The organism is Saccharicrinis aurantiacus (assembly GCF_947489045.1).
Lineage (GTDB): Bacteria > Bacteroidota > Bacteroidia > Bacteroidales > Marinilabiliaceae > Saccharicrinis > Saccharicrinis aurantiacus.
This window is the reverse complement of sequence record NZ_CANLCN010000012.1, coordinates 82,383-108,229: the sequence shown is the minus strand read 5'-3', so window position 1 is coordinate 108,229 and position 25,847 is coordinate 82,383. Positions and strand designations below refer to the sequence as shown.

The following is a 25,847-nucleotide window of genomic DNA, read 5'->3' as shown; positions in this document are numbered from 1 at the left end:
CTTTTGCCTCAAATAAGAACCACGATGATACAGTGCCAAATAGTTAATATAGAAAAAGGACTACTTTACGATGAATATAGAAATGTGGTAACTCCACCGCTGGGATGGGTGTTTTTACCTGCTGGAGATGCTGGTATTACAAGAAAAGTAACTGCTAAAAAACGATACTGGAAGGTTGTTTTTAAAAAAGGAAGAAGAACTATGTCGAAAGGAGTGTGGGCTCCGCGAGATATTATTGAAAATGCACAAAAAGAAGTTGCCTCTACCCGATCTACCGACACCTACAAAAAGAAACAAGCCTATACTAAGGCAAGAAGGGATAAGCTGCAAAGTGAATACGAAGTAGAGTTTTATAATACAGTAAAAAAACACCTTCGCTTTGATGAAAAATACAAAAGTATGGAAACGATATTGGCTGCCGTTATTACTGAGTTTGCTATCCCAGTAGGAAGTGGAACTGTGGCACGCACCCAACAAATACCAATTTCAGAAAGAGCTAAAAAGGCCGTAACGGCATGGATGCGTCACCAAACGAGTAACTACGACAATATGAAGATTCCATTAATTAAAGGGAAACGCAGAGAGGTAAGGCGTAACATAGCTGAGGAATCCAACAAAATATTAGATAAATACCGTAAAGGTGAGTCTGTTAGCGAAAATTGTCCCCTTTTTAAAAAGGTAAAGCAAATAGCACAAAACAAATCATAATACTACTTATAAAATAAACTTAAATCGCTGAAGAAAAGGGAGCAATAATTGACTTCTACTCATTTTTTCAGCAGTTAATGATATTCTAGTACATTGGAGAGTTTTACCAATACAGCCCAATAGATATTTCTGAAAGTACCAATGAAGCTTCAAAAAACAAGTGCATTGGTATTCAGCTGAGTCAGATTAAGAAAGTATTTGGCATTCCCATTTTCTTTATTCGATATCGCATTGAGTGTTGGTCGTACCTTAGTCGGGTCTGCATTGGTACTCCTTCGGATGTTTATTGGTCGCTGGTTGGTTCCATGGATCCAATGAACGACCAAGTTAGGTACAATCCAGGTACGATGCAGATACAAACAGAAGCCCATCAAGTTGCGATACCCACATTCTGAGACAAGCAAACAGAACAAACTTACTTTTGGGCTGATAATAGGCATTATCTTTATTAGCTTATACCAAGTATCCAAAAAGTATTTTTATTTAAAAACTAACCAATAGTCATCAAGCCAAACTTTGATGCTATTGCATGTGTTCCATCCATTGTGATTACATCGAACAATTAAGTAATAAAAGAAGAAAAAAATAAAGGAACTCATTAATTACTATTGCTCAATAAAAATCAAATTAAGCGTATGTTTTAAATGGTAAAAAGAATGGTTCTGGTTAAAACTTGAAATTTATTGATAAACAGCCTTATTTTATACTTGTTTTTTTTACAATTTATAATAGAAATTATTATTTTTCAGTCGTAGTTTATATTTGTTTTTTTGAATAAACTACGATTCATAACTGAGTTGGCATTTGACTCAATAAATAAGAAAAATAAATGCACATGTGTTTTAATACTTAATTTACTTTGGCACACTAAAATGAAGTGCCTTATAACTAAAGCGTTGCATTAACAAACAGATGAAATCAAAAAATTCGATTAACAAGAAGAGCGGTAGTGCTCCAATGGGCAGTAGCAATGAGAGAAATGGCTTACGCCCCGTTAAAAAGTCAAGATCTGGTAAATCTAAAAACCACCTGTCCATCTACGATGACTATGATGAGGATTTTGATGATATACCAATTGGGTATATGGATGATGATGATATTATTGAAGATGAAGAAGAGTAAATATAAAATGGCTAGCATAATTCATTATGCTAGCCATTCTCGTTTATAAAAATTCTTCTCTAAAATTTAAAGCTTCAACTTATAATCGTGCGCACCTGGTGCAAAGTTACTTTTGAATACTTCGGTACCAATTGCATTGCTTCCTTTGCCCCAATTTACCTCTGCTCTATTGTCGCCAAGCACAATATTAATTAGCTTTTCTTTCATCTTTTTAGCCACCTTTTCGTACTCTTTATCAAAGGCTAAATTGTTCTTTTCGTCAGGATCATTTTTTGTATAGTATAAAGCTGGATCAAGATCTTTATAACTCGCATTTAATGCCCATTCCATATTTACACCTCGTTTGGTATTGGGGCGCGTTTGCATTGAAAAACAATAATCTTTAGTTCGGATATATGCCCGAGGCCCAGTTACATGATGACTTTCGCCGACTATATAATCTCTTACAGGGGCTTCTTTGCTTACAACTTTTGCCATATCCATACCATCTAAATAGGCATATTCCTTGGTATTGACTTTAGCACCTGCTGCACCTAAAATGGTTGGAGCTATATCTACAAACTCCGTAAAATCGCGAACTACTTTACCCGCTGGAAACGCTTTTTTATCAGAAGAAACCACTACAATTGGGTTATGACTATCCACATCCCAAGGCGTAAACTTAGATACTGCACCGTGGTCGTTTAGTTTCCAACCATGATCGCCACAAACGAAAACTACCATCCACTCCTGCTTCATTTTTTCACTATAGGCAACAAAAGCATCCACCGACTCTCCCACAAGAGCATCGCCATAGGCACAAAAAGCATAATAATCTTGTATCATTTTCTGCTTTTCCTCTTCGCTAAAATCGTTAGAGTAGCTCTTTTTCACTTGCTTCTTAAGTTGCTCAGGCATTTTTTTCCATTCAGCATCATCTAGCTCAGGCACCTTATAAGTATGTTTTTGAAAACGTGCGCGATAATCAGCTGGTGGCAATACTGGCGTATGCGGAAAGTCGAATCCAATATGGCAAAACATAGGTTTAGAAGTATCTACGCCTTTATATGTTTTGGTTCCTACTTGGAAGTTTTCGTTCTGATTATTCAGGAAATCGATAAATATAGATGCATAATATCCATCTCTTGTTTTACCTGCCGGGCGCGAACTTACACCTGCTAATATACCCGGACTAAAAACTGTTTCGGGATGATCAGGTGAGTGTTTACGCATAAAATCGTACTTATCGTAAGCTTCCTGTGCCATTCCTGCAAACTGCGGATTTTCCTTTTCAAGCTCCTCTGAAATGTAATAATACTTGCCATCCTCATCTATAAAATACTCAACACTGGTTTTAATTTGCTCCTTCAGTTTTTGTCCGTTTACTTCTTTAGGGCCCCATTTTTTACCCCATGCAGTTAGTCCTTCATCGGCAAGAATCCTAGAATCTATATCCGTTTGGTACATATTTGCCTTTTCCGCTTTTCCGTTTTTTATGGTGCGCAAGCGAATCCCTAGTTTACCAAAATGAACCGTTTGATAACCCAGCTTCTCCATGGCTTCAGGAAGGTGTGGGTACGAATTTTCGGTATTATTGTTATGGTACTCGAACTGATAAACGCCCGATCGGAACGGATAACGCCCGTAGTGCATGGAAGCTCGCGATGGTGCACAACCGGTAGCCTGACAATAGGTATTGATAAATGTTGTTCCCTCTTTTGTTAATCGATCTGTATTGGGAGACTCTACATAACCCAACTTACTCATTTCATTACCTGTAAGCATTTTATTAAATGCTCTGATGGCATCATATCGATGATCGTCGGTTAATACCCAAAGAATATTTGGTTGCTGCTGCGCTATTGCACTCTTGCCAATTGTAAACAAGGCTACAAAGGCCAATAGTATTGAATATACCTTATTCATATTTAATTTTTTATAGATTAATTTTATGATCGTGTGCCCCTGGTGCAAAGTTGCTACGCTTTACTTCTGTACCAATTGCTTTAGTATTTTTTCCATAATTATCACCACCCCAATTGATTTCGGCTCTGCCATCGCCAATTACAATATCTAGCAGTTTTTTTTGAAGCTTCTCTGCTATCTTTTTGTACTCAGGGTCAAATGCTAGGTTATTGATTTCGTTAGGATCTTTAGCTGTATTATACAGAGCAGGGTCTAGTTCTATGTAAGTAGCATTCATGGCCCAATCCATATTTTCGCCTCTCAGCGAATTTGGTCTCGTTTTCACTGAAAACATATAATCTTTGGTGCGGATATAAGCTCTAGGTCCTATGGCATGATGACTTTCGCCAATTACATAATCGCGAGCAGGTATTTCACCCGATGCCACTTTTTCTAAATCAAAACCATCTAAATGACTGAATTTGCTTTGATTTACATTTGCTCCTGCAACACTTAAAATAGTTGGTGCAATATCTACAAACTCCGTAAAATCGCGAACTACTTTCCCGGCAGGAAATTTCTTTTTATCAGATGATACCACAATAATTGGGTTATGGCTGTCGACATCCCATGGTGTATTTTTAGTTATAGAACCATGCTCATTCAGTTTCCACCCGTGATCACCGCAAACATATACAATCATCCAAGGTTGATTTTGTTTTTCACTATACTCAATAAAAGCATCGGAAGCTTTACCAATTAAAGCATCGCCATAGGCACAAAAAGCATAGTAATCTTGCACCATTTTTTGCTTCTGTTCATCCGTAAAATCGTCGGAATAACTATTGGTTACACGCTTCTGAAAAGCTTTGGCCATCTTCTTAAACTCTTCATCAGTTAACTCAGGCATTTTATATTTATGCTTCTGAAAACGCTTTCGATAATCCTCGGGCGGTAATACTGGTGTATGCGGAAAATCATATCCTATATGACAAAATAGTGGTTTCGAAGTGTCTACTCCATCAAATGAATTACTACCCGCCTTAAATGATTTATTTTCACTTTCCAGAAAATTGATAAAAGCTGTATTATAGTTGGCATCGCGAGTTTTGCCCGCTGGCTGTGGGCTAACCCCTGCTAAAACACCTTTACTAAACGCAGTTTCAGGCTCACCTTTCTTATTGTTATGTTTATACATTAAGTCATATTTTTCGTAGGCTTCTTTAGCCATACCCGCAAACTGAGGATTCTCTTTTTCAAGTTGCTCTGACTTATAATAAATGGTTCCATCAGCATCTTTAAAATAAACTACATTCCTTACAGGCTTTGCTAGCTTTACTCCATCTATTTCTTTTAACACAGACTTCTTTTCCCACTCGGGTAACATATCTGCATCGAGCAACTTAGCGCTAACATCGGTTTGATACAAAGGGTAATTAACAGGTTTACCATCCTTTAGAGTTCTTATGCGTACCCCTAATTTGCCCACATGGAAAGTTTGATAGCCTAAATCACTCATTTCTTCAGGCAACAAGGGATACGAATTATCGGTGTTGTTATTAAAATACTCAAATTGATAAATTCCAGAACGCCACGGATAGCGCCCCATATGCATTGATGCCCTTGAGGGCGCACACCCTTGTGCCTGACAATAGGTATTAATAAATGTTGTGCCTTGTGCAGCCAAACGATCTACATTTGGAGACTCAACGTAACCTAAGGCACTATTCTCTCTTCCGTGCAACATTTTATTAAATGCACTAATGGCATCGTAACGCTGATCATCAGTTAATATCCACAGAACATTTGTTTTTTGCTTTGCCGATATTAAGGCATTTGACGCCTGAATACAGAAAAATACGAGAACTATTATTCTTATTTTTTTCATGATTATTTTTATTTAGATTTTAGTTTTCCATTTTAAAAATTGTATCCCAATCATCGGTGCAAAATGATGAAGCTGGTAAGCCGGCAGTATTATAAAGGCTGCCCTCAAAATAACTATTCCAACCATATCGTACTGATGTTGGCTTGCTAACATCTTTACTCCAGACTTGTAAAACTGTTCCGCGCTTCACTATTTTTGCTTGTGCAGGATGAAAGACACCATCGGCACCAGCCACCTCAAAATTACTTAAAGGCTTACCCATGCTTGTGATACCGATAGGAGCGTGATTAAAGCTAAGCATGGCCTTACCTTCAGTAACTTCCATTGATTTATAAATAGGGCCCGAAGGAATAATATAATCTTTGTCATAGGTTTTGGATAATGCCCAAAAGGCCAATCGCTGCCCTACTTCTTTCTTCCTTGGCGGATGAATGCACTTTTGCGCCCCAAGATCATTAATACAAGCCATGCCCGTATTTTCAAAAGTTAACATTGTTTTTAACTGCGCTTGTTGCACGCCTACCCAACCTTTAACATTATAACCATAGGGCGCTATTTGTACGAAATAGAAAGGAAAATCACCTTGAGCCCAGTTATCTCTCCAACTTTTAATCATGGACGGAAACAAACGAGAATATTGTTCCGGATCCCATCTATTACCTTCTCCTTGATACCAAATAGTTCCTTTTATTCCGTATGGGATTAAAGGATTAATCATACCATTATATAAAGCAGTTGCTGTTTTCTGTGTATACTCCTTTTGCATATCCGTTTTAAACTCATGAAACTCTGTTTCAATAATATTATTTGGTGTCCAGGCTTGAGCAGGAGTTCCTCCAACATTACTAGAAATTAAGCCAATGGGCACACCCAATTGTTTTTGTAACAAACTACCAAAATGATAACCTACAGCGCTAAAATTGCCGACAGTTTCGGGATTACATTGCGTCCAATTGCCCTTACATTCTGTAAGAGGCGTTTCGCTTACTGCCCTTTCTATGGTGATAAATCTGATTTGGCTATTACTACTATTCATAATGGTTTCCTGACTACCCTCGATATGTTGACCGGGATTACCTTGTAATTTCATAGCCATGTTTGATTGCCCTGTGCATAACCAAACCTCACCAACAAGCACATCCTCAAAAGTGATTGTATTGTTTCCTTTTACAATTAACTGATAAGGTCCACCTGCTTTTAAGGCATCCAACTTTACTTGCCATTTTCCGTTTTTATCTGCTATTGCTTTATGCGTTTGATTGGCAATAGATATGCTTATTTTTTCGCTTTTTTTGGCTGTTCCCCATATGGGATTACGATGATTTTGCTGCAATACCATGTGACTACCGAAAATACTCGGAAGCTTTACATCCGCGTAAAGCGAAATTGTGCTTATTGAAAGCACCATGATTAAGGTTAATACTTTATTGAGGTAATTCATAATGTGTTTTTTTCTCTATTGTATGTTTCAAGATCTCAAGGCTATAACAACTGCTACACCAGCTATTGACATCTAGCCTTGAGATTGCTTCCTAAGTACCAATGACGAGGCTCTTAGGTTCAGCGCCAAGGACTAACTACTTTTTAGACCAGCCTTCTTTAGTGCCTTTCATATATCCTATGGCCCAACCACTTCCTTTTTGGGAGCACCAAAAGATATCTTCTCTATACGGATCGGGTTTAAAATCGACAATACGATCTTGCTGGCCGAGCTTATTATTTATTTTATTCCAGGTTTTACCTGCATCTAAAGAAACATAAGCTCCAGGGTTAAGCTTTTTTGAAGCTTCCTTTGTTTTGGGAGGTAAGGCTGCACATACAGTAATGATATTCGGGTTTATTGGAGATGTTTCGCACTGCCAAATAAAAGGTAAATCAAATATCTTCTCCCACTTTTTACCTCCATCTTTACTGCGCCAAGCTCCAGCACCCAAGTCTGTTGCTTTTTCGTTACCGCAGGCTATAAAAATATGTTGGTTATTTCTATCGACATAAACACTATTTACCGACTGAATTTCTGCGGGTATCTGCATTGCATTCCAACTGATACCCTTATCTTCTGATTTGTATAAGGCTCCGTTTTCATCGTTTGCTGCAGCATAAAGCACTTCAGAATTTTTAGGATCCATAAATACGCGTCGGATACTTACGCCATCGTGAAAACCTGTATTACTCAACTCCCAATTATAACCACCATCGCTAGAACGATAGAAACCATAATCGCCTTTGGTAAGTTTTTTAGCATAAGGACCCGCTACCTCCGAGATAGTATTTTTGGTAGCACAGAAGTACATATTATCAGGATTAACTGGATCAATTAATAAGGAGTTTTGAAATACCAAACGTTGATGCATTGGCACATCAGCATCAAAAATAGTAGCAATGTTTTCCCATGTCTTTCCTCCATCAACCGACTTGCGTAACTTACCACGATTCTCTTGTCGGTACGATAGAAAATATATTATATCAGGATTATTGGGATGAACTGCAATTGCACTAATAGAGTGAGAACCTCCATGATGAATTTGTCCTTCTAATTGCTCAACAGCCACGGCCATTTTATCAGGATAACTGCCTAAAGGCGCCGTTTGCCAAAGGCCATGCTCACCGCTACAAAGTAAATACCTATCTTCTTTACCCGTTTCTAACAACATAAAACGCCCCGGTAAATTACTATCGCCACGGCCTACCCATTGTTTGCTGACTGGTGCGGTTTCATTATCATCAACCTGATGCCAGGTTTTAGCTCCATCGGCACTTTCGAGTACTTGCTGATCCAAACAAATATAAATTTTACCATCGGCACTAATCTCTAAAAATCGATTTCCCCATACTTCTTCTCGTCTATCTATTTCGGGCTGAAGGTGGGCAAATGTTGTGTTTATCCCGACAGGGTTATTTCGAGACTGCCAATAGGCATTATCAGCGCCTGTAATCCAATACTTACCCTCACGAGCCGCAGCTATCCATGTGGCACCTCCATCTTCTGATTTCCAAGCACCTCCTGGCAAAAAGGCCTTATCGTGCTTACTATTGTGTGATAAGTAAATTTCGTTTTTATCATTCGGGTTAACCCTGATGCGATGCCACACATCAAAAACTTTTGTGGGTAATTGCGGGTATTTTTTGCGTATGGTTTTAACATCAGTCTGAAACCAAAATGCCAAAGAGTTCCAATACTTATTATGCAGGGCTTTGCTAGAAATTTGATTCATATCAAGCGCTAAATTACCCGAGATATTGTGCCACGATTTACCATGATCGGTACTTTTGAATAAACCTCCCTTGGTGCTTACTGTTTTTCCCTCGCCCTGAAAAGCGGTTTGTTCTAACAAATAAATAGTAAATTCTTTTGATTTGGTATTGTAATGATAATCCATATCGCGTGGGCGATTTACTGGTAAACCCTTGGCGCTTGCTTGCCATGTTTTACCCTGATCTGTGCTTCGAAACAAACCTTGGCTTGTGGCTGCCAATATATTATTACCATTTGTTGGATCAACTATAATGCGACCAACATCGAGGTTTTCGAAATTGCCTACCTTTGAGGCTTTCCATGTTTTACCACTATCAGTACTTTTATAAATTACGTTATTCTTAAAATTACGCGTTTGTCCATTGACATGACGCCAATTGGCTTTTACATTCCAAAAATCGCCCGGACCTATATACCAATTGTTATCGTTGGAGGGATCGACCGTTAGTTCGGCAGAGCGACCTTTAAATTTTCTGATTTCTTCCCATGTATGTCCTGTATCTTCTGTTTTGTAAAGCATCCCGGTACCGGTTATGGCATACCCAAAAGCAGGGTTCTGATGCGAAAAGGTAAATTTACGAACGCGAGCCAAGTCTTTTCCTATACCATCGCAATCTTTAATGGTATGCCATGTTTTTCCGGCATCCCATGATCCGCATGTATTGTACATATCGGGCGATATCATCATTACATCTTTATTTGTTGGATGACACCAAAACTCTTCGCAATAGCCAGCCATCCCTGGTCCTACTTGTTGCCAACTAACCAAATTGCTTGAGGCTTGTTGCTGTGTTTGTAATTTTCGGAAATACTTTTTATCGGATTGCGCATGTACAAGTACACAAAGCGCAAAAAATGCTAAAATAGATATGCTTTTCTTCATTGTTCTTTTTTTTAAGCTTAGCGCACAATCAATGCTGCTCAAGCTTAGGTTTTTAACAATTTCGAAGTAAAAGATTTATTAGTATAAATATGGGGTACAAATGTTATCGTAATGAGGCATTAAAAAAATACTAATGCACTCAAGAGTACATACAATAACTTACCTGAATATTAACGAGGCATTAATACACGTGACATTTGAGTGATAATTGAGGGAGAAACTATTGTTTGGTTTGAAAGGAACTTTAGGGGTGGCAAATCGCAACTTGTTTACAAAATATTAGGCTTTCTGAGTCAGTAGCTTCTATTTTAAGATTTCTCATCTTTCGAGTTCAATATGAGAGACATTTTTAGCGTACTTCTCGTAAGGTTGTTAAAGTCATACTTCTTTCCTTTTAGCAATTCTACTAATCTATTTTAGTCGGCATCTTATCACAATAAAATTTAATTTTTTACTGCCAATTTGGCTAAACCCCCAATCGAATTCAATAAATCCCTGCCAAATTGGCTAAATCCCCACTAGAGTTCAATGAATCCCCATCAAAATGAACTTTTCCCCATTGGTTTTGAATAAATCCCCAATAGGATTGTGTAAATGGAGCATGGACAGCTAACTTTTATTTTCTCTTCGAATTTCAATTTTAGAATTGATTCAAATACGTTAAGGCTTTTACTAAAACAACATCATACCCATTTAGAACATCTTCTATTGTTGGTTCAAGTTCTAAATCAGGTTCAATGTAAGTATACATTTTACCATTACAATAGACTCGTTGTGTTGCAATTTTTGCATATGCGCCCAATGGTAAATTAATAATTAATGGGTAAGTCGCACTCCCTTGTGATGGTTTACCAATAACATATGCTTTATCTAATGCGCGGAAACAAATGATAAAGCTTTCTGCTTCTGAAATAGTACTTTCATTTACTAGAATTACAACGGGTATATTAATAGTTATATCTTTTTCTTTTTTGAATACTGCTGTATCACTTTTAAAAGCATTATTCTGATAGAAGTTAGTGTAGTTTTCATTAAATTGTCCGCTAGCTCTTCGGTAACTATTATTAACTCGTACTTTAACTGAATATGGGTGAAATATACTATCTGCTGTAAAGTATTTCGATATTTCACTCCTTATACAGGCACCTCCTCGATTTCCTCGTAAATCAAATACAATACCTTTTGTTTTCTGAATGCTATCAATGACAGATTCAAAACTTTTCATCGGATCAGGATTTATATTGGTTCCGAAGTTTATATATGATATATCATCCATTATTTCAAAATGAAAATCTTTATATGATTTTCTAGAAAATTTGATTTCATCCCAGTCCCACGTATCTGTATCTGTCACCTCTATATTAACGGTATTTACAATTGAATTAGGTGCTTTAAATTGTATTTCATACCTAGTCCCCACAACATCATAAAAAACCTCTCTTATTAAGTGGTGATATTTCACATGCTCTGCATAGTAAAAATCTTTATACAAACTATCTAGGCAACTAAATATATCAATTCCATTAACTTTTAAAAGTTCACTGCCTAATGGTATCTTATCTTTTAATTCTTTACCTACTCCAATTATATATATTTTATTGTGCGTGTAAAGTGGCCATATTTTTGCTCCTACTTTTTTATGTATTTCTTTAGGTGTATAAACATATGTATGTCCTTCATGAAATACTGCGAGAAATTTAGATAGCATTTCGAAATATTCTTTATCCGTTTTAAAACTATCAATCTTATTTATGTTTGAATAATATAAACTATCCCACCCAACATTTTGCAATTTATAATTTGGATAATTATATTCTACTTCCTTCCAAATTTGAGATAAGCCTTTAATTTTATCGGTTCGAGTCAGTTGCTGTGAAAAAATATTAAAACTGAAAAGCAATAATATAATTAGATAAGTAATTTTCATTTTTTGAATATTAGTTTTGGAATATGGTATCCTTGGTTTAATTAACTACAACGGCTCGAATATGCATAGTGCGGGATTTCAAGGCACTTCACTATCAAACCACTACTTTGTTTATTAAATGTACTAAAGTTCAAATTTACTAAAATGCCCTGCATTACGTATATTTATTGCTGTAGCCAGTCCTTATCCTTTAATTATTTATTTATCAGTCTATTCTGGCAATTTACACCTACCATCAATTATTTTCCAAGTCTTAGTTTTTTTGTCATAAACAAATCGGAAATCAGGTATGTACCCATTTGTTCCACCACAAGCAAGTGAATAATTTGCTTCTCGAAAATGAAGTCCATTTTTTAAGAAAATTCCTTTTTTTACCGTTAGCGTTAAATCTCCGAAGTTTATATCAATCGTATCTTTTGAAATTTGTTTATGAGTAATTCTATATAACTTCAATGTTTTTCCATGTTTATAGGCGTAATCAAATAATTCATCGGATGAAGGAAATTTATAAGCACTATTATGGTCAAAATAATTCTTAATCCTTTCACTCCGCTCATTTGGCTCTATGAATTTCCAACCACTCGATAATTGTAAATCAAATCTGTTGTTTAAAGCTTTTATATAGATACTATCCAATCTCTGTTTGTCAACTTGCTCAAGATTCTTTGGAGTTGTTTTAAGCAACAAACTAATTTGTTCGAAATATTCTTTATTGGGATAAATTAAAACAATTCCATTACCATTTCCATAGATATATTTTTGGTCCTCGCTTTTTAAAACTTCAATCTTTTCAATCCAGTCTGGATTTATCGAATCAGGAATAGTGTCCAAAAAATATTCATTCTCATTCATCTTGATTACAAACTTGGGCAACGAATCAAGTGGTTCACTATTTATTCGAACAGAAATATCACTTAAATTCTGCCCGTAAATAAAGAATGGAAACGAAAAAATCAGTATTGTAAATATGTATCTCATTTGCACTTCAGTTTCCTAAATTAGCTACAACTATTCTGTATCCCATCTTTTAAGTCGATACATCTATATGGCTATTATTTTTGCAGCAATGAAAGTAGAAATAATTATGGATTATGATAATTATAGGAGTGCCTTTTTGACGTTTATCCGCTTATTTATATTTATGCTAAATAGATTTAGGGATTGCCTTGGTTAAATGATAAAGGGTAATTATAAGTTATATAAGTATTGCAAATGGCACCGATATGTGCCAAAGAGAGAAGGTTTGATAGATTGGGAATGTAAAACTTAAATGGCGCCTCGAGATGCCTTAGTGCCTTGGAATAACGAGGCGCCTATATATTATAAAGCCACAACCACTTTCCCAACTAACCCGCCTTTTTCAACAGCTGTGTGAGCGTCGCGCATATCTTCGAATGGGAATACTTTATCTATAGTTGGTTTTAAAGTTCCTTCTTCCATCATTTTTTTAATGGTATTCATATCCTTAGCACTCGATTTTACTAATAATCCTGATACATTAACACCAGCTTCTTTGGCTTTATTCGCTAAACTTTCTGGTACTTCCATTATTGCAGTACTGTAAATAGTTCCTCCTTTTTTAAGCACCTTAATAGATGTTTCAGCAGATTCTGGCCCGAATATATCCAACACAAAATCAATATCAGAAAGCACTTCTTCATATTTTACCTTATTATAATCGATATGCTCATCGGCTCCTAAAGACTTAACAAAATCACCATTCTTTGTAGAAGCAGTGGTATATACATAGGCACCTAGTGATTTTGCTATTTGTACCGCAAAATGACCTACTCCACCTGAACCACCATGTATCAGCACTTTATCGTCTTTTTTAACTCTACCTTCAAGTATCTGTAAAGCAGTAAGCGCCGCTAAAGTTGAAGCTACAGATTCCTCGTAACTTGCACCTTGAGGCATTAAAGCCAAATGATCGGCAGGAGCAGCAACATACTCTGCGTAAGCATTTCCTACCCCTGGGAAATTAACCATACCAAACACCTTATCTCCTACTTTAAAGTTACTTACCTCACTACCCACTTCGCTTATTGTTCCGGCAATATCCCAGCCTAAAATAATAGGACGCTCAGTGCCAAAAAACATATTTAACATCTCATCAACATACTTTGGCTTTACATCTGCAGGGTTTAATCCAATGGCATTTACCTTAACCAATACCTCATTTTCTTTTATTTTTGGCTGAGCTACTTCTTGCATAATAAGATTCTCAACTCCACCTGCTTTTGTTAACACTATTGCTTTCATATCTAACATTTTAGTTATACTATCATTTTTATAGTTACAAATGTATGGCAAGTAATTATAAAGCGCAATAACGGTCAAAAAGGATAGTATAAAAAACAACAGCACACATAAATCATACAGCACTACTAATGAACAATTTAAACATCGTAAAATAAACTATATTTTTTATAGTTACTACAAGTATTAATGCCCTATATTTGTATCATCGTTAGAAAAGTGATTGTTATGGATAGAAAAGAGTTATTTGATAAAAAACCGATGATTAGGATTCATGATAAGTTATTTCCATGCCCAACCAGTGCGGCAATGGAATTAATTGGTGGTAAATGGAAAAGCGTTATCCTAACTCATATGATTGAAGGCGAGAAACGCTATAATGAATTACGAAAGGAGATTCCTATTATTACTGAACGCACTTTAAGCTTACAATTAAAACAACTAGAAACGGATGGATTAATTACCCGAAAAGTATTTACAAAAAAGCCTCCTCTTAAGGTGGTATATTCGTTAACTACATTTGGAGAAACGCTAATACCATTATTAAAAACGATAACCGAATGGGGTATTACGGCTGCATACGAGAAGGATGCATTTGTTGAGGCAGATGAAACAGAAATGAATGAAAGCTAATACAATGGTGGGTACACTTTAAACTTTATTCTGAATATCATAAATCATTTATGGATTCCCCTTTGTTAAGGGAGAATCCATTTATTATCTAATTAATTATTGCTTGATAATGGTTTTACGTCCTTAAACCCTCCTTTGGGCTCGCCATGTTCTGTATCGTGAACATTAAACCTAGGTAGTATTTTCTGCAGCTTTTTATTCTCATTCATATGGTTTTCACTAACCTTGCTCCAATCGGTAATTTGCGGATAGCTAATTAAATCATCGGGCTGAGCCGTAACATCATAAGTTCTGCCTACACCATCAATCAATACATATTTACCACGTATTAATTGTTTATCTTGATGGTAAGAGTAAACCCATTGGCGGTGCTCCTTTTTATTAGTAGTTAAATATGGTATCAGGCTAACTCCATTCACCTCGTAACTATCCGGAATTTGAACTCCCATCACTTCGGCTACAGTTGAGTATATATCTGCTGTATTGGCAACAATATCTTGCATGCCCTCTTTCGTCATATCTAAACAAGGTGCATAAATAATCATAGGTACATGCACCCCTTTTTGAACAGCCGGACTATTTTTTCCATATCCGCTAGTACCATTATCGGCACAAAAAATGAATACGGTATTGTTGTCCTCACCCATTTCTTCAAGCTTCTGCATATATAACCAAACTTGATAATCGATATAATTGATGTGCGAGTGTATACCCGGCTCACTAATGGTTCCGTGGGTATTGTAGTCACCATTATCGCCCGTTATCTTCGGATGTGTGCGGGTATACTTATTATTTTCCCATTTCACCTTTGGGGTTGCTGGCCATTTATTACGGGTTTCTTTATTGATATCTCTGCTGAAGAAATCCCATCCATCGTGACCGAGGTGTGTGGTGTGATACACAAAAAATGGTTCTTCCTGCTTATGTTTTCTATCCATAAAATCAAATACAAAGTCGAGCTCCACATCAGGACCATAAGTATGTAAACCGTATTCTTTTTGGGATTTAGGGGTATTGGGCCACCATTCAAATTTGGTTTTACTATCGGGATGATTCATTAACTGAACATGAGGTTTCCAGTACCAACCGAATTGTTGATAATAGTTTACCTCATCGCCTGTATCCTCATTAATTAGTACTCGTTTGCCATTCACCTTTTTTTGTACAATTTTAAAATCGGTATACTTGTTTTTAAGACATTCGCGCTGCGTTTGCCCTCCTGGAGTAAATACTCCCTCATCAAATCCGAATTGATTAACTCCACCCATTTGGGTTTTACCGGCCCATATAGATGCGTAACCGCCTGCCTTAGCAACATGTGCAATGGTATGGGGCGAACTAATATAAACCGGAACCGATTCCTTTTTACCTGACTCGTTGGTATATTTACCTTTGTCTTTATTATGCCACCATTTGTGTAAATGGGCATATCGACCTGACATCATCATGGCCCGTGCTGGCATACATATGGTTGCCGACCAAGCATCTTTTATTACAACGCCTTGGGTTGCCATTTTATCTAAAACGGGTGTTGATGCTCTGTATTGAGGATCGCTGGTATTGCCACCTTGGGGTGGTTTGCTCCATACCGAAGAACCATAAATAGGTAATTCGCGAGCACTTATATCATCAGCAAAGAAAATAATAACATTGGGTTTCTTTTTGGCTAAAAGAGAAGTTGGCATTAGAGTAAATACCACCAATAATAGCAGTAAAGATCTAGTATGAATCATACTTTAATTAATTAGTTGTTTGTATCCGAAATATCCTTTGTAAAATATGGAGTAAAAAGGGCTTTGTACGGGTAGTAATGACTGTAAATAGGGGCGGTTTTGGTAGAAACTAACTTAGGCTTATTGAGAAGTACACTTATACCAATACTACATTAAAATGAGCCTTATTCTTTCGTCCTTTTTAACTTATCCATCGTTAAAAAATATCGCCGTAGCTAAGGCTATGCCTCAATTTTTCGCCTTGCCTAAGCTAAAAATACACAAAACAATTTAAGGCTCACTTTAAAATAGAATTGGTATTATTATCAAAAAACTCCCGAACAGAATGAATTCTGATTCGGGAGTTTTATGGTATTGCTTTATGTAACGTTTAAAAACATGGAGCCTGTTCCTACTTTTATAAATCTGCTAGTTTAATAGTTAAGGTTTGTGTTTCTAAGCCTTTTGCGGATGCTTTTATGGTAACTGTGCCTGCTGTTTTATTCGATTGAATAAGAGCCAAACAATGTCCTTCGTTAGTAACTACTCTATCCGACTGAAAATCTTGCGTACTCGATTTTGAGCCATTATCTACACCTAATAATCGTACATCACCATCAATCTCAAAAACAATTTCAGTTTCTTCTGTTTTAACAGGATTACCATCTTTATCAACCAACTGAGCTATTAAATGTGCTACATCATAGGCATCCGCCTTAAGCGATGATTTATCGCTTGTAAATTCAATAGCTACCGGCTTACCCGTTGTTTTTAATTCGGCTTTTACTCTAGCACCATCAAATCCTGCTTTAGCAGTAATGGTACCTGCTTGGTAAGGCACTGCCCATCTAAAAATACGATCAGGACATTCTGAAAGTCCTCTGCAACCCAATGAAACACCGTTTAAGAAAAGCTCAACTACAGGAAGATTAGAACAAACCTCAACCAATACCATTTCGTTATTCTGATAATTCCAATGCATGTTAGAATTATCCCAGCTCATGGCCTTTTTGTTTTTAGCTACCGGTTTACCACTCAATTCATCAATTTTAAATAATGAGCCTTCAACCGGTTTTGTACCTATGGAAATATGGGGTTGATTTACCCAGATACTTTTAAAGTAGTTCCACTTTTGTTTTTTAAATCCGGCAAAATCCAGCATATCACCATCCCAACCCTTTTGAGGCCATTTTTGGTTTGCTTCGCCCATGTAATCAATACCAGTCCACATGTACATACTAAAAACCATAGGGTTTTCAATAATTGAATTCCACTCGCTTAGTAAGCCTGTATTTTCGTTACCAGTAAATAACATATCAGGATAATTCTTCTTACACCAATCGTACTGGGCAATTTGATAACTAAAACCAACCACATCGAGCGCACCGGCATATCCCGAGGCACAACTGGCTACTGGTATAATTAAATTAGCCGTTACTGCACGTGTAGTATCTAAATCTTTAACCCATTTTGCAAGGCGTTCTGCCGTTTCTGCTAGTTTATATTTTCTATCGGGTAAAGCCTCGTAACGTGCTTTCATTTCATCGGCAGAAATTTCAGGTATCTTATTCCAATAACCTCCTTTTGATTCTGGATCCCATAAACCACTCACATGTTTATAGTGCTCATAAGTCCACTCTATTTCATTACCAATACTCCACTGAAATACCGAAGGATGGTTTTTATCACGAAGGATTGTTCTGGTTAAATCGCTCTTTCCCCATTGCTGAAAATGCTCTGTATATCCTCTAGTAATGTATTTAACCGATCGCTCGTTAAGGTTGAATTGCTTGTCTTTAGGGTTATCCATTTCATCGAATATTTCGTTCTGAACCAAGAATCCCATTTCATCACAAATATCTAAGAAATCGGCCGAAAAAGGATTGTGCGAGGTACGTATGGCATTAACACCTGCATCCTTAAGCAATTGCAATCTGCGACGCCAAACACCATCAGGAACTGCAGCTCCTACCAATCCACCATCGTGATGGAGACAAACTCCCTTAACGTAAGTAGACTTTTCATTTAAGAAAAAGCCGTGGTCCTTATCGAATCGAATACTTCGGATACCAAAAGGTGTGGTGTAAGTATTTAGCACTTTATTTTTCTGCTTTAGCTTAGTGATTACCTTATACATATTCGGATTATCCGTATCCCAAAGCTTAGGGTTCATCAATTGTACATTTTGAGTGATGGTAGTTTCCTTGCCACTTTCTAAGTTAAGTTCAGAATCAGAAGAACCTACTATTTTACCATTGGCATCAACTACTTCGGATACTAATACAAACTCGCTTGACTTATCGCGGGTATTAATCACTTGTGACTGAATAGATACACTTGCCTTTTCGGCACTCACCTCGGGTGTGGTAACAAAAGTTCCCCAAATAGGAATGTGTAATTTATCGACTGTGATTAGTTTAACATTACGATAAATTCCGCTTCCTGTATACCAACGGCTATCGGCATAGCGAGAGTGATCAACATGAACTGTGATAATATTGTCGGCTGAGTTTTTATTTAAATACGGAGTTAAATCGAAATACACAGGAGAATACCCGTACGGATTTTCGCCCAGTCGCTTTCCGTTTATCCAGAATGTGGCATTGTTATAAACACCATCAAATAGCACGAAGGTTGATTTTTTATTCTGATTTTTTGGAGTTTTAAAATGCTTTTGATACACTCCTACTCCACCTGGCAAGTAGCCGGTACAGCCTTCTAACTTTTCATCGAAGGAGAATTCTACACTCCAATCGTGCGGCAGGCGAACATCCCGCCAATCGCTATCATTTAATGGTAGTGAAGTTGGTACTTTTGTATCCTCTAAAAGAGTGAACTTCCAATTATAATTGAAATCTTTTGTGTGTTGTTGCGCTTTTGTATGCATGGATACTTGCAGCATACAAATGCACATTAGAGTTAAAATTGTTTTTTTCATCGTTATTATTTGTTTGTATTACTTTTTTAATTTTTAATGATATTTTACCCCAATCCCTTGTCGTGTAATTGATTGTCAAATTTCTAATATATTACCTAAAACATAGTATTTTGAGATCGCTTCTGACTTTGCAGTGACGTAATATTTACAAAAGTCAACCTTACAAGATTATTAATAAAAGGATAAACTAGTACTTTTTCTATAACCTATTTCTTCAGTTATAACTTATCATTTAACACTTTTAATTAAACCCAGAAAGCCTATGATGAAAAGTTTCTCACCATAGGCTTAATGTCTATACTATTTGAATTAAGAAATCATCTTACTTGATAATTGCCTTATACCAACCACTTCCCCAGGCAGCTGACCATAGTATTTTTTCGTTGTACGGATCGGGCTTAAAATCTGTCATTTTATCTGGCTGACCAATACCTTTATTAATTTTTTTCCAACTAGTGCCTCCATCTAATGAAAGGTATAAACCTGGATTTTTAAACTGCTTTAGTTTATCACCGGCTTGAGCTGGTACAATTACGGTAATAATATCAGAATTTAACGGAGATACTTCTGTTTGCCAAACATATGGGGCATCAAAAAACTTCTTCCAAGTTTTACCATCGTTTGTACTTTTATATACTCCTCCTGTATGCAATTCGCCACCTCTGTAACCGCAAGAAATAAACATGTCGTGGTTATTTCTATCAATAAATAAATTATTAACGCCTTGTATTTCTGCTGGGATATTTACTTTTTCCCATGTCTTGGTTTTATTTTTAGAAACGTACAATCCTGAAGGTTCTTTACCATTGAAGTTATTTAATGACGCGTAAATTACTTCTGGATTTTTTGGATCCATAGTTAATCGGCGTACACTACATTTCTCTGGCAAGCCACTATTCTGTAGTTTCCAGGTATAACCTCCATCTGGCGAATAACAAACCCCATAAGCTCCTTTAGACATTACGCTTTCCTTGGCCGATTGTCCTACTTCTTGTATGGCTTTTCGGATAGTGCAGAAGTACATATTATCCGGATTATTAGGATCAATTAATAAGGATGCTTGCGTTGCAATTCCTTGCCAAGATCCGTTTTTACCAACAAAAATAGTTGAGATATTCTCCCATGTTTTTCCACCATCCGTTGATCTGCGCATTTTACCACGATGCTCTTGTCGCCATCCAATGGTATAAATAATATTAGGATCGTTTGGATGCACTGCCACAGTAGAAGCAGAATGTAATCCATGGTTACCATCAACATCGTGCACCTGACCTTCTATTTGCCTTACAGCAACAGCATCCTTATCGGGATAGTTACCCAATGGTGCTGTTTCAAATAAGCCATGCTCTCCCGAACAAAGTATATATCTTTCTTTAATACCCGTTTCTAATAACATAAAACGCCCGGGTAAATCACTATCGCCACGGCCAACCCATGCATTACTGCCTGGAGCTGTTTCGTAGTCGTCAACCTGCTGCCATGATTTTCCACCATCGCTAGTTCGCTGCGTTTGTTGCTGAACACCAATAAACACATCTCCTTTACACGTTATGGCTAAAGAACGGCTACCAAATCTGATTTCGTGCAATTGATCGTTGGCTGCCTGTACATGCGCAAACTCAACATTTGCTCCTGTATCCATACCCTTGCTTTCCCAGTAAGCATTGTCTTTACCATTTATCCAATAGGTTCCGGCACGTGCCACTATTTTCCAAGTTTTACCGCCATCTTCTGTTTTCCAAGCATCGCCAGGGCCAAAACTTTTATCGTGACGCTGATTGGCCACTAAATAAATCTCATCCTTATTAGTAGGATTAACCACCATCCTGTTAAAGATAGAATAGGTGTTTTTAGGAAATTCAGGATACACTTGCTTTGATTTTACACCAAACCAATAGCTCAACACCTTGTGATAATTACCACAGTGATAATGGTCTTTGATTTGATTAAAATCGACCCCTAAATTACCTGTGATACTTTCCCAACTTTTTGCACCATTGGTAGTTTTATATACCCCTCCTTTTGTATTTATACTCTTTCCGTTAGGCTCATAAACAGTTTGCTCAACCACATATAATACAAACTCCTTTGTTTTTGGATTGTAATAAGAAGCCATATCTCGTGGTAAATTATTGGGTAAACCTTTACCTGCCGATTTCCACGATTCGCCGGTATCGTTGCTTACAAACACACCATAATTGGTGGCAATAAACATTTGCTTTGGCTTAGCCGGATTAATAATGATACGTGCTACATCTAAATCGGGTGAAATGTTAGTAGCTACTTTTTTAAATGTTTTACCATGATCAGTAGTTTTGAGCACATAACCATATTGGGCTCTTTTGTCTTTTTTACCATGTATAAACTCTTGTGAACGGTGGTTAGATTTCACATTCCAGAAATCGCCTGCACCAACAAACCAAATATCATCGTTTGTAGGATGAATAGCCATTTTAGTGTGCGCATTATAGCTCGATTTTTTTGCTCCTTTAATGGTATGAACCAATTCCCATGAACGACCTCTATCATTGGTTTCAAAAATTTTACCTCTACGTTCTAGGGCCAAACCAAAATCAGGATTTTGAGTTGAAAATACAATATCATGTACACGTTCCAAGTCCTTTCCATCTCCATCATAATCTTTAATGCTATGCCACGATTTACCATCGTCCCAACTACCATATGCAACATGCATATCTGGCCCCATAAACATAACATTTGGATCTGTAGGGTGACACCAAAACTCTTCGTTATAACCAGACATTCCTGGTCCAAATTGCTTCCATTCGATGGATTGCTCTGAAGTAACTCTTTCTGTTCTTACTCTCTTAAAAAACTTATCCTTATCCTTCGCATAAAGCTGAGATACCATAAGGACAGCTGCAAACAATGTGAATATTCCTTTTTTTATTACCATACTAATTATAAGGTTTAAAAATGTACCATTCTAACATGGCACAGAAATTACGATTTATCGGTATGCAAAATGCCTCAAATAATTGACTCTGCAACTACCTGAGGCATTCATATTTAATCACAAAAAACTATACAATCACCACAATGGGGTAATTTTATAATGTCAAATAGAGGGTAAATGAACCTTGAAACATGGAGCTATAAAAATTCACCCTGATTGTATGCTTTTCGCTATGAAATTAATATTGATTTGGCTTTTTATTTTCGCCACCACAAGCCGCCTTTATGGCTCTCTCACGAATCGCTTTTTCTTTATATACATGCTCAGGATGGGCATCGGGCCATAGGTTATTTATATTTCCTTTATTCCATTCTGTATAATCTGCTTTAAGTTCATTCAATTTCTCAGGCATCGCTGCAGCTAAATTAAATTGCTCTAAAGAATCTGTTTTCATATTAAATAAGAACAACTCCTGACGAACCTCTTCTTTAACCAATTTGTAATCGCCTTTACGCACTGCATATCCTAAACCATCAGAATAACGCCAAAATATTTTATCGTGTGGTTCATTGTTTACTTTTCCTTTCACGTAGGGCAATAAATTGGTGCCATCTAAATCAGCACTCTTGCTATAATTAATTTGAGTAGCTCCTAAAATAGTTGTAAATATATCGTAAGCTACAATTGGCTTATGATATTGCTTTCCTCCTTTTAAACCAGCAGGCCAAGTCATTAAAAACGGAACCCTAATTCCTCCTTCAAATAAATTCCCTTTTCGCCCTCTATAGGGTTCTTGACGTGTACCAGAACCGTGGCCACCATTATCACTATAAAAAAAGAATAAAGTATTTTCATACTCCCCAGCTGCTTTAAGTTTGGCAATTACCTTACCAATACCCTCATCCATACCAACAACTAAACCGCCATATGCTGCACGTTTTCCATTTTCAATATGTTCGGTTTTATTCAAATATTCTTTTGTAGCCTGGATAGGTGCATGAGGTGCATTGTATGCTAAGTACATAAAAAATGGCTTATCACTTTTTGTATAGTCATCAATATAATTAATAGCTTCATTTGTAAAGTCATCAGTTAGGTAACCCTGCTCTTCCAATGGAACTGGCTCTCCATTACGTCGAATCAGGTGCCATGATTGTGACTTTTTATCCCAACTTTGTCCCCAATAATTTCGAGCACCTCCGGTAAAACCATACCAATCGTCGAAACCTCTTTGGGTAGGCCAAAATTGGATACTATCGCCCAAATGCCATTTCCCTATGGCGCAGGTATTATAACCATCCTCTTTTAATACATTAGAAATAAAAGTTTCATTGGTTGGTAAACCTTGAGGTCCATCAAGGTCTTTACTAAGGTTGTTACCGCAACCAAAACGCGCCTGGTACTTACCCGTAAGTAATCCTGATCTACTGGGTCCGCAATAAGAATGCGAGGCATAACCTGATGTGAAAATTACACCATCATTGGCTAAGGCATCTAAGTTTGGTGTTGGTATATCGGTACAACCATTGAAGCCAACATCTCCCCATCCTAAATCATCAGCCAAAATAATAACCACATTGGGTTTCTTAGCAATTGTTTCTTTGTTAGGTGTTATATGGTTTGTACAACTGAAGGCTGCCATAGCAAAAAGAGCGACAGCTAAGTAACTACGCCAAAGGTTTAAATTCAATAATTTATTCATAAAATATCAGTTTTAAATATTGATCAATGCTTGCGAATTTATCCTTATAAATAAGAATCCTATTTTTTGAAACACATCAATAACTAGACTTTCCTATTTTTCATAAAATTCCCCCTGATTAATGATTTAAATTCACCTATTTTACTTATGTAAAACTCATCTTATCATTACTCTTTAATATATTTTTACTACAAAACGGTGTAATTGCAAGTTACTTTTACAAGCGATTTATTTACTAAACAATAATTTTCACTAATGAACAAGAAGCTACTGTCTATCACTATCCCAAACCGCGGTATTTTACTTTTATTGATATATATTATTACTTACTCGAATATATCTGCTCAAAAAAAAGAAGAAAGCCCCAATTGGCACATTCCTGATTTATCAGAAACTGAAACCAACCTTATTTCAAAGGATACCTATGTAGAAATTGAAGACGTAATTCCCATTAGAAATACAAAATATAAGATACGCGTGCCTAAAAACTGGAATGGTACATTGATTAGCGATTTGGATTATTACGATGCTGCCAACTCTAAAAAATATTTATACCTACTTGAAAAAGGCTATGCCATGTCGGGTACCAAAAGACGTCCGGGCAGGTTAAGTAATTATGATCCGGCTCACGAAATACACGATATCATTTCTGTATTAGATATTTTTGAAGCAACTTTTGGTAAACCAGGAAGAACTATTCAATATGGTTGCTCTGGTGGTGGCACCATTACTTTGGCTATTGCTGAAATTCATCCGGATAGGTTTGATGGTGGTATTGCCGGTTGTGGTGCTACAAGTCCTTGGATGGCAAATACGCACTTAGACGGTTTATTTGTATTGAAAGCCTTAATTGCGCCCGAATTACCAATCATTGATTTACCACTATATAACCCAGAAATTGGAGAAGTAGAAAAGAAATGGAAAGAGGCCATTAGTGAGGCGCAAAAAACTCCGGAAGGAAGAGCTCGAATTGCCTTGGCTATAACTATTGGACAGTGGCCTGCTTGGGGTGGACCTGGGGAAGCACCGCATTATGCACCCAATGAAGATGACTATTTGGCCTTACAGGAAAGTATGTTTAATAGCTTATTTATGCTCCTACCCTCACAAGGAACATTTGGCACTACCATGCTAGAATTATCGGGCGGAGGACAATTAAAATCAAATGACGGCATTGATTATAAAGAACTTTATAATAATGGATATGAAAAATATAAAAGTGCGGTGAATAAATTGTACAAAGAAGCTGGTATAAATTTAAAAGATGACCTTAAGAAAGTGAATGCTTTCCCTCGAATTGAAGCAGATGCCGTTGCTAAGAAATATTGGAGTGCCCCCGGAAGAACTCACATAGGTGAACCTAAAATACCCTTACTACGCATTCACACTAAAGGCGATGGTTTAGTATATCCATCAATGGCACAAGGGTATGAAGACTTGATTAAAGCTAATGGTTACCAAGATTTTTATAGAAGCGCATTTGTTGAAAGATGGGGCCACTGTTCCTTTAGCATATCAGAGTTTTTATCAGCTCTGGAAACCATGGAGCAAAGACTTGACAAGGGCGAATGGCCTGATACTTCGCCAAAAAGCATGAATGAGCGTGCTAATAAATTGCTTACTAATTCAGAAAGTAAATTCTTTGAAATGGAAAGGGTTGAAAAATATAACCGTGTATGGATTCCTACGAAGAAGGAATATTTAGGAGAATAAAAGGAATTCACTGGGAGTTAAGGCTATTTTCTCAACTCCCAGTGAAATTTTCTATGCCCAAAAAATGGTGACCATAATACCCTTTTAATACCTGAAAACGATATTTTGTGGCAAATGCCTTATGGGCTGTTAATTGAAATTCAACGGAGTTGGATTAATAACTTCAAGTACGCAAATATTAAAACAAAATTAGCTTATTGTTGGCATAGTCCCATTTTAGGGACTACAATAAGGGTTGAACATCTGCAAAAACGTGGTTATATCTCTTTGGCTTCAATGTACAATGAGATCACATCTTCTTTACC

General features: G+C 36.8%; 16 protein-coding genes. 4 read left to right on the top strand and 12 right to left on the bottom strand.

All coding sequences use genetic code 11. The features are described 5' to 3' along the window. Nucleotides 1-24: 24 nt before the first annotated feature. Nucleotides 25-708, top strand: a complete 684-nt coding sequence (locus QMO11_RS14435; protein ID WP_282037936.1) for a DUF2293 domain-containing protein — start codon at nt 25-27, stop codon at nt 706-708. 149 nt (nt 709-857) lie between these two features. Here the strand turns inward: QMO11_RS14435 and QMO11_RS14430 are convergent, their stop codons facing one another. Beyond that, nucleotides 858-1,148, bottom strand: coding sequence for a hypothetical protein (locus QMO11_RS14430; RefSeq protein ID WP_282037935.1), 291 nt, complete (start codon nt 1,146-1,148; stop codon nt 858-860). Between the two features lie 472 nt (nt 1,149-1,620). Between QMO11_RS14430 and QMO11_RS14425 the strand changes: the two genes are divergently transcribed. Further along, nucleotides 1,621-1,830 (top strand): hypothetical protein, encoded by a 210-nt coding sequence (locus tag QMO11_RS14425; RefSeq protein WP_282037934.1) that lies wholly within the window; start codon nt 1,621-1,623, stop codon nt 1,828-1,830. Between the two features lie 66 nt (nt 1,831-1,896). On the opposite strand, the gene QMO11_RS14420 is transcribed toward QMO11_RS14425, so the two are convergent. The 7 genes from QMO11_RS14420 to QMO11_RS14390 form a co-directional block, all read right to left on the bottom strand. Next, entirely contained in the window at nt 1,897-3,735 is a 1,839-nt protein-coding gene (locus QMO11_RS14420) for a sulfatase-like hydrolase/transferase (protein ID WP_282037933.1), read from the bottom strand. A gap of 10 nt (nt 3,736-3,745) precedes the next feature. Beyond that, entirely contained in the window at nt 3,746-5,602 is a 1,857-nt protein-coding gene (locus QMO11_RS14415) for a sulfatase-like hydrolase/transferase (RefSeq protein WP_282037932.1), read from the bottom strand. A gap of 19 nt (nt 5,603-5,621) precedes the next feature. Then, entirely contained in the window at nt 5,622-7,043 is a 1,422-nt protein-coding gene (locus tag QMO11_RS14410) for a sialate O-acetylesterase (protein WP_282037931.1), read from the bottom strand. 136 nt (nt 7,044-7,179) lie between these two features. Beyond that, nucleotides 7,180-9,741: a VPS10 domain-containing protein gene (locus QMO11_RS14405; protein WP_282037930.1), complete on the bottom strand. Its 2,562-nt coding sequence runs from the start codon at nt 9,739-9,741 to the stop codon at nt 7,180-7,182. A 640-nt stretch (nt 9,742-10,381) separates the two neighbouring features. Further along, a complete protein-coding gene (locus QMO11_RS14400) occupies nt 10,382-11,668 on the bottom strand; it encodes a S41 family peptidase (RefSeq protein ID WP_282037929.1) in 1,287 nt (428 codons plus the stop codon). Between the two features lie 210 nt (nt 11,669-11,878). Next, nucleotides 11,879-12,520, bottom strand: coding sequence for a hypothetical protein (locus QMO11_RS14395; protein ID WP_282037928.1), 642 nt, complete (start codon nt 12,518-12,520; stop codon nt 11,879-11,881). 468 nt (nt 12,521-12,988) lie between these two features. After that, a complete protein-coding gene (locus QMO11_RS14390; protein ID WP_282037927.1) occupies nt 12,989-13,930 on the bottom strand; it encodes an NADP-dependent oxidoreductase in 942 nt (313 codons plus the stop codon). A 225-nt stretch (nt 13,931-14,155) separates the two neighbouring features. Here QMO11_RS14390 and QMO11_RS14385 point away from each other — a divergent pair, with 225 nt between their 5' ends. Continuing rightward, on the top strand, nt 14,156-14,560 hold the full coding sequence (locus QMO11_RS14385) for a winged helix-turn-helix transcriptional regulator (protein WP_282037926.1): 405 nt from the start codon (nt 14,156-14,158) through the stop codon (nt 14,558-14,560). 92 nt (nt 14,561-14,652) lie between these two features. On the opposite strand, the gene QMO11_RS14380 is transcribed toward QMO11_RS14385, so the two are convergent. The 4 genes from QMO11_RS14380 to QMO11_RS14365 form a co-directional block, all read right to left on the bottom strand. After that, nucleotides 14,653-16,293, bottom strand: a complete 1,641-nt coding sequence (locus QMO11_RS14380) for a sulfatase-like hydrolase/transferase (RefSeq protein ID WP_282037925.1) — start codon at nt 16,291-16,293, stop codon at nt 14,653-14,655. Between the two features lie 397 nt (nt 16,294-16,690). Further along, entirely contained in the window at nt 16,691-19,210 is a 2,520-nt protein-coding gene (locus QMO11_RS14375; RefSeq protein ID WP_282037924.1) for a glycoside hydrolase family 2 TIM barrel-domain containing protein, read from the bottom strand. Nucleotides 19,211-19,532: 322 nt separating this feature from the next. Next, nucleotides 19,533-22,127 (bottom strand): VPS10 domain-containing protein, encoded by a 2,595-nt coding sequence (locus tag QMO11_RS14370; protein WP_282037923.1) that lies wholly within the window; start codon nt 22,125-22,127, stop codon nt 19,533-19,535. Nucleotides 22,128-22,365: 238 nt separating this feature from the next. Then, complete coding sequence (locus QMO11_RS14365) at nt 22,366-23,829, bottom strand: sulfatase family protein (protein ID WP_282037922.1); 1,464 nt, start codon at nt 23,827-23,829, stop codon at nt 22,366-22,368. A 255-nt stretch (nt 23,830-24,084) separates the two neighbouring features. Between QMO11_RS14365 and QMO11_RS14360 the strand changes: the two genes are divergently transcribed. After that, on the top strand, nt 24,085-25,542 hold the full coding sequence (locus QMO11_RS14360; protein ID WP_282037921.1) for an alpha/beta hydrolase family protein: 1,458 nt from the start codon (nt 24,085-24,087) through the stop codon (nt 25,540-25,542). Nucleotides 25,543-25,847: the final 305 nt, after the last annotated feature.

Bases quoted from the DNA above. Each gene is read 5' to 3' on its own strand.
- QMO11_RS14435 (WP_282037936.1), top strand. From the start codon at position 25: ATGATACAGTGCCAAATAGTTAATATAGAAAAAGGACTACTTTACGAT.
- QMO11_RS14430 (WP_282037935.1), bottom strand. From the start codon at position 1,148: ATGCCTATTATCAGCCCAAAAGTAAGTTTGTTCTGTTTGCTTGTCTCA.
- QMO11_RS14425 (WP_282037934.1), top strand. From the start codon at position 1,621: ATGAAATCAAAAAATTCGATTAACAAGAAGAGCGGTAGTGCTCCAATG.
- QMO11_RS14420 (WP_282037933.1), bottom strand. From the start codon at position 3,735: ATGAATAAGGTATATTCAATACTATTGGCCTTTGTAGCCTTGTTTACA.
- QMO11_RS14415 (WP_282037932.1), bottom strand. From the start codon at position 5,602: ATGAAAAAAATAAGAATAATAGTTCTCGTATTTTTCTGTATTCAGGCG.
- QMO11_RS14410 (WP_282037931.1), bottom strand. From the start codon at position 7,043: ATGAATTACCTCAATAAAGTATTAACCTTAATCATGGTGCTTTCAATA.
- QMO11_RS14405 (WP_282037930.1), bottom strand. From the start codon at position 9,741: ATGAAGAAAAGCATATCTATTTTAGCATTTTTTGCGCTTTGTGTACTT.
- QMO11_RS14400 (WP_282037929.1), bottom strand. From the start codon at position 11,668: ATGAAAATTACTTATCTAATTATATTATTGCTTTTCAGTTTTAATATT.
- QMO11_RS14395 (WP_282037928.1), bottom strand. From the start codon at position 12,520: ATGAATGAGAATGAATATTTTTTGGACACTATTCCTGATTCGATAAAT.
- QMO11_RS14390 (WP_282037927.1), bottom strand. From the start codon at position 13,930: ATGAAAGCAATAGTGTTAACAAAAGCAGGTGGAGTTGAGAATCTTATT.
- QMO11_RS14385 (WP_282037926.1), top strand. From the start codon at position 14,156: ATGGATAGAAAAGAGTTATTTGATAAAAAACCGATGATTAGGATTCAT.
- QMO11_RS14380 (WP_282037925.1), bottom strand. From the start codon at position 16,293: ATGATTCATACTAGATCTTTACTGCTATTATTGGTGGTATTTACTCTA.
- QMO11_RS14375 (WP_282037924.1), bottom strand. From the start codon at position 19,210: ATGAAAAAAACAATTTTAACTCTAATGTGCATTTGTATGCTGCAAGTA.
- QMO11_RS14370 (WP_282037923.1), bottom strand. From the start codon at position 22,127: ATGGTAATAAAAAAAGGAATATTCACATTGTTTGCAGCTGTCCTTATG.
- QMO11_RS14365 (WP_282037922.1), bottom strand. From the start codon at position 23,829: ATGAATAAATTATTGAATTTAAACCTTTGGCGTAGTTACTTAGCTGTC.
- QMO11_RS14360 (WP_282037921.1), top strand. From the start codon at position 24,085: ATGAACAAGAAGCTACTGTCTATCACTATCCCAAACCGCGGTATTTTA.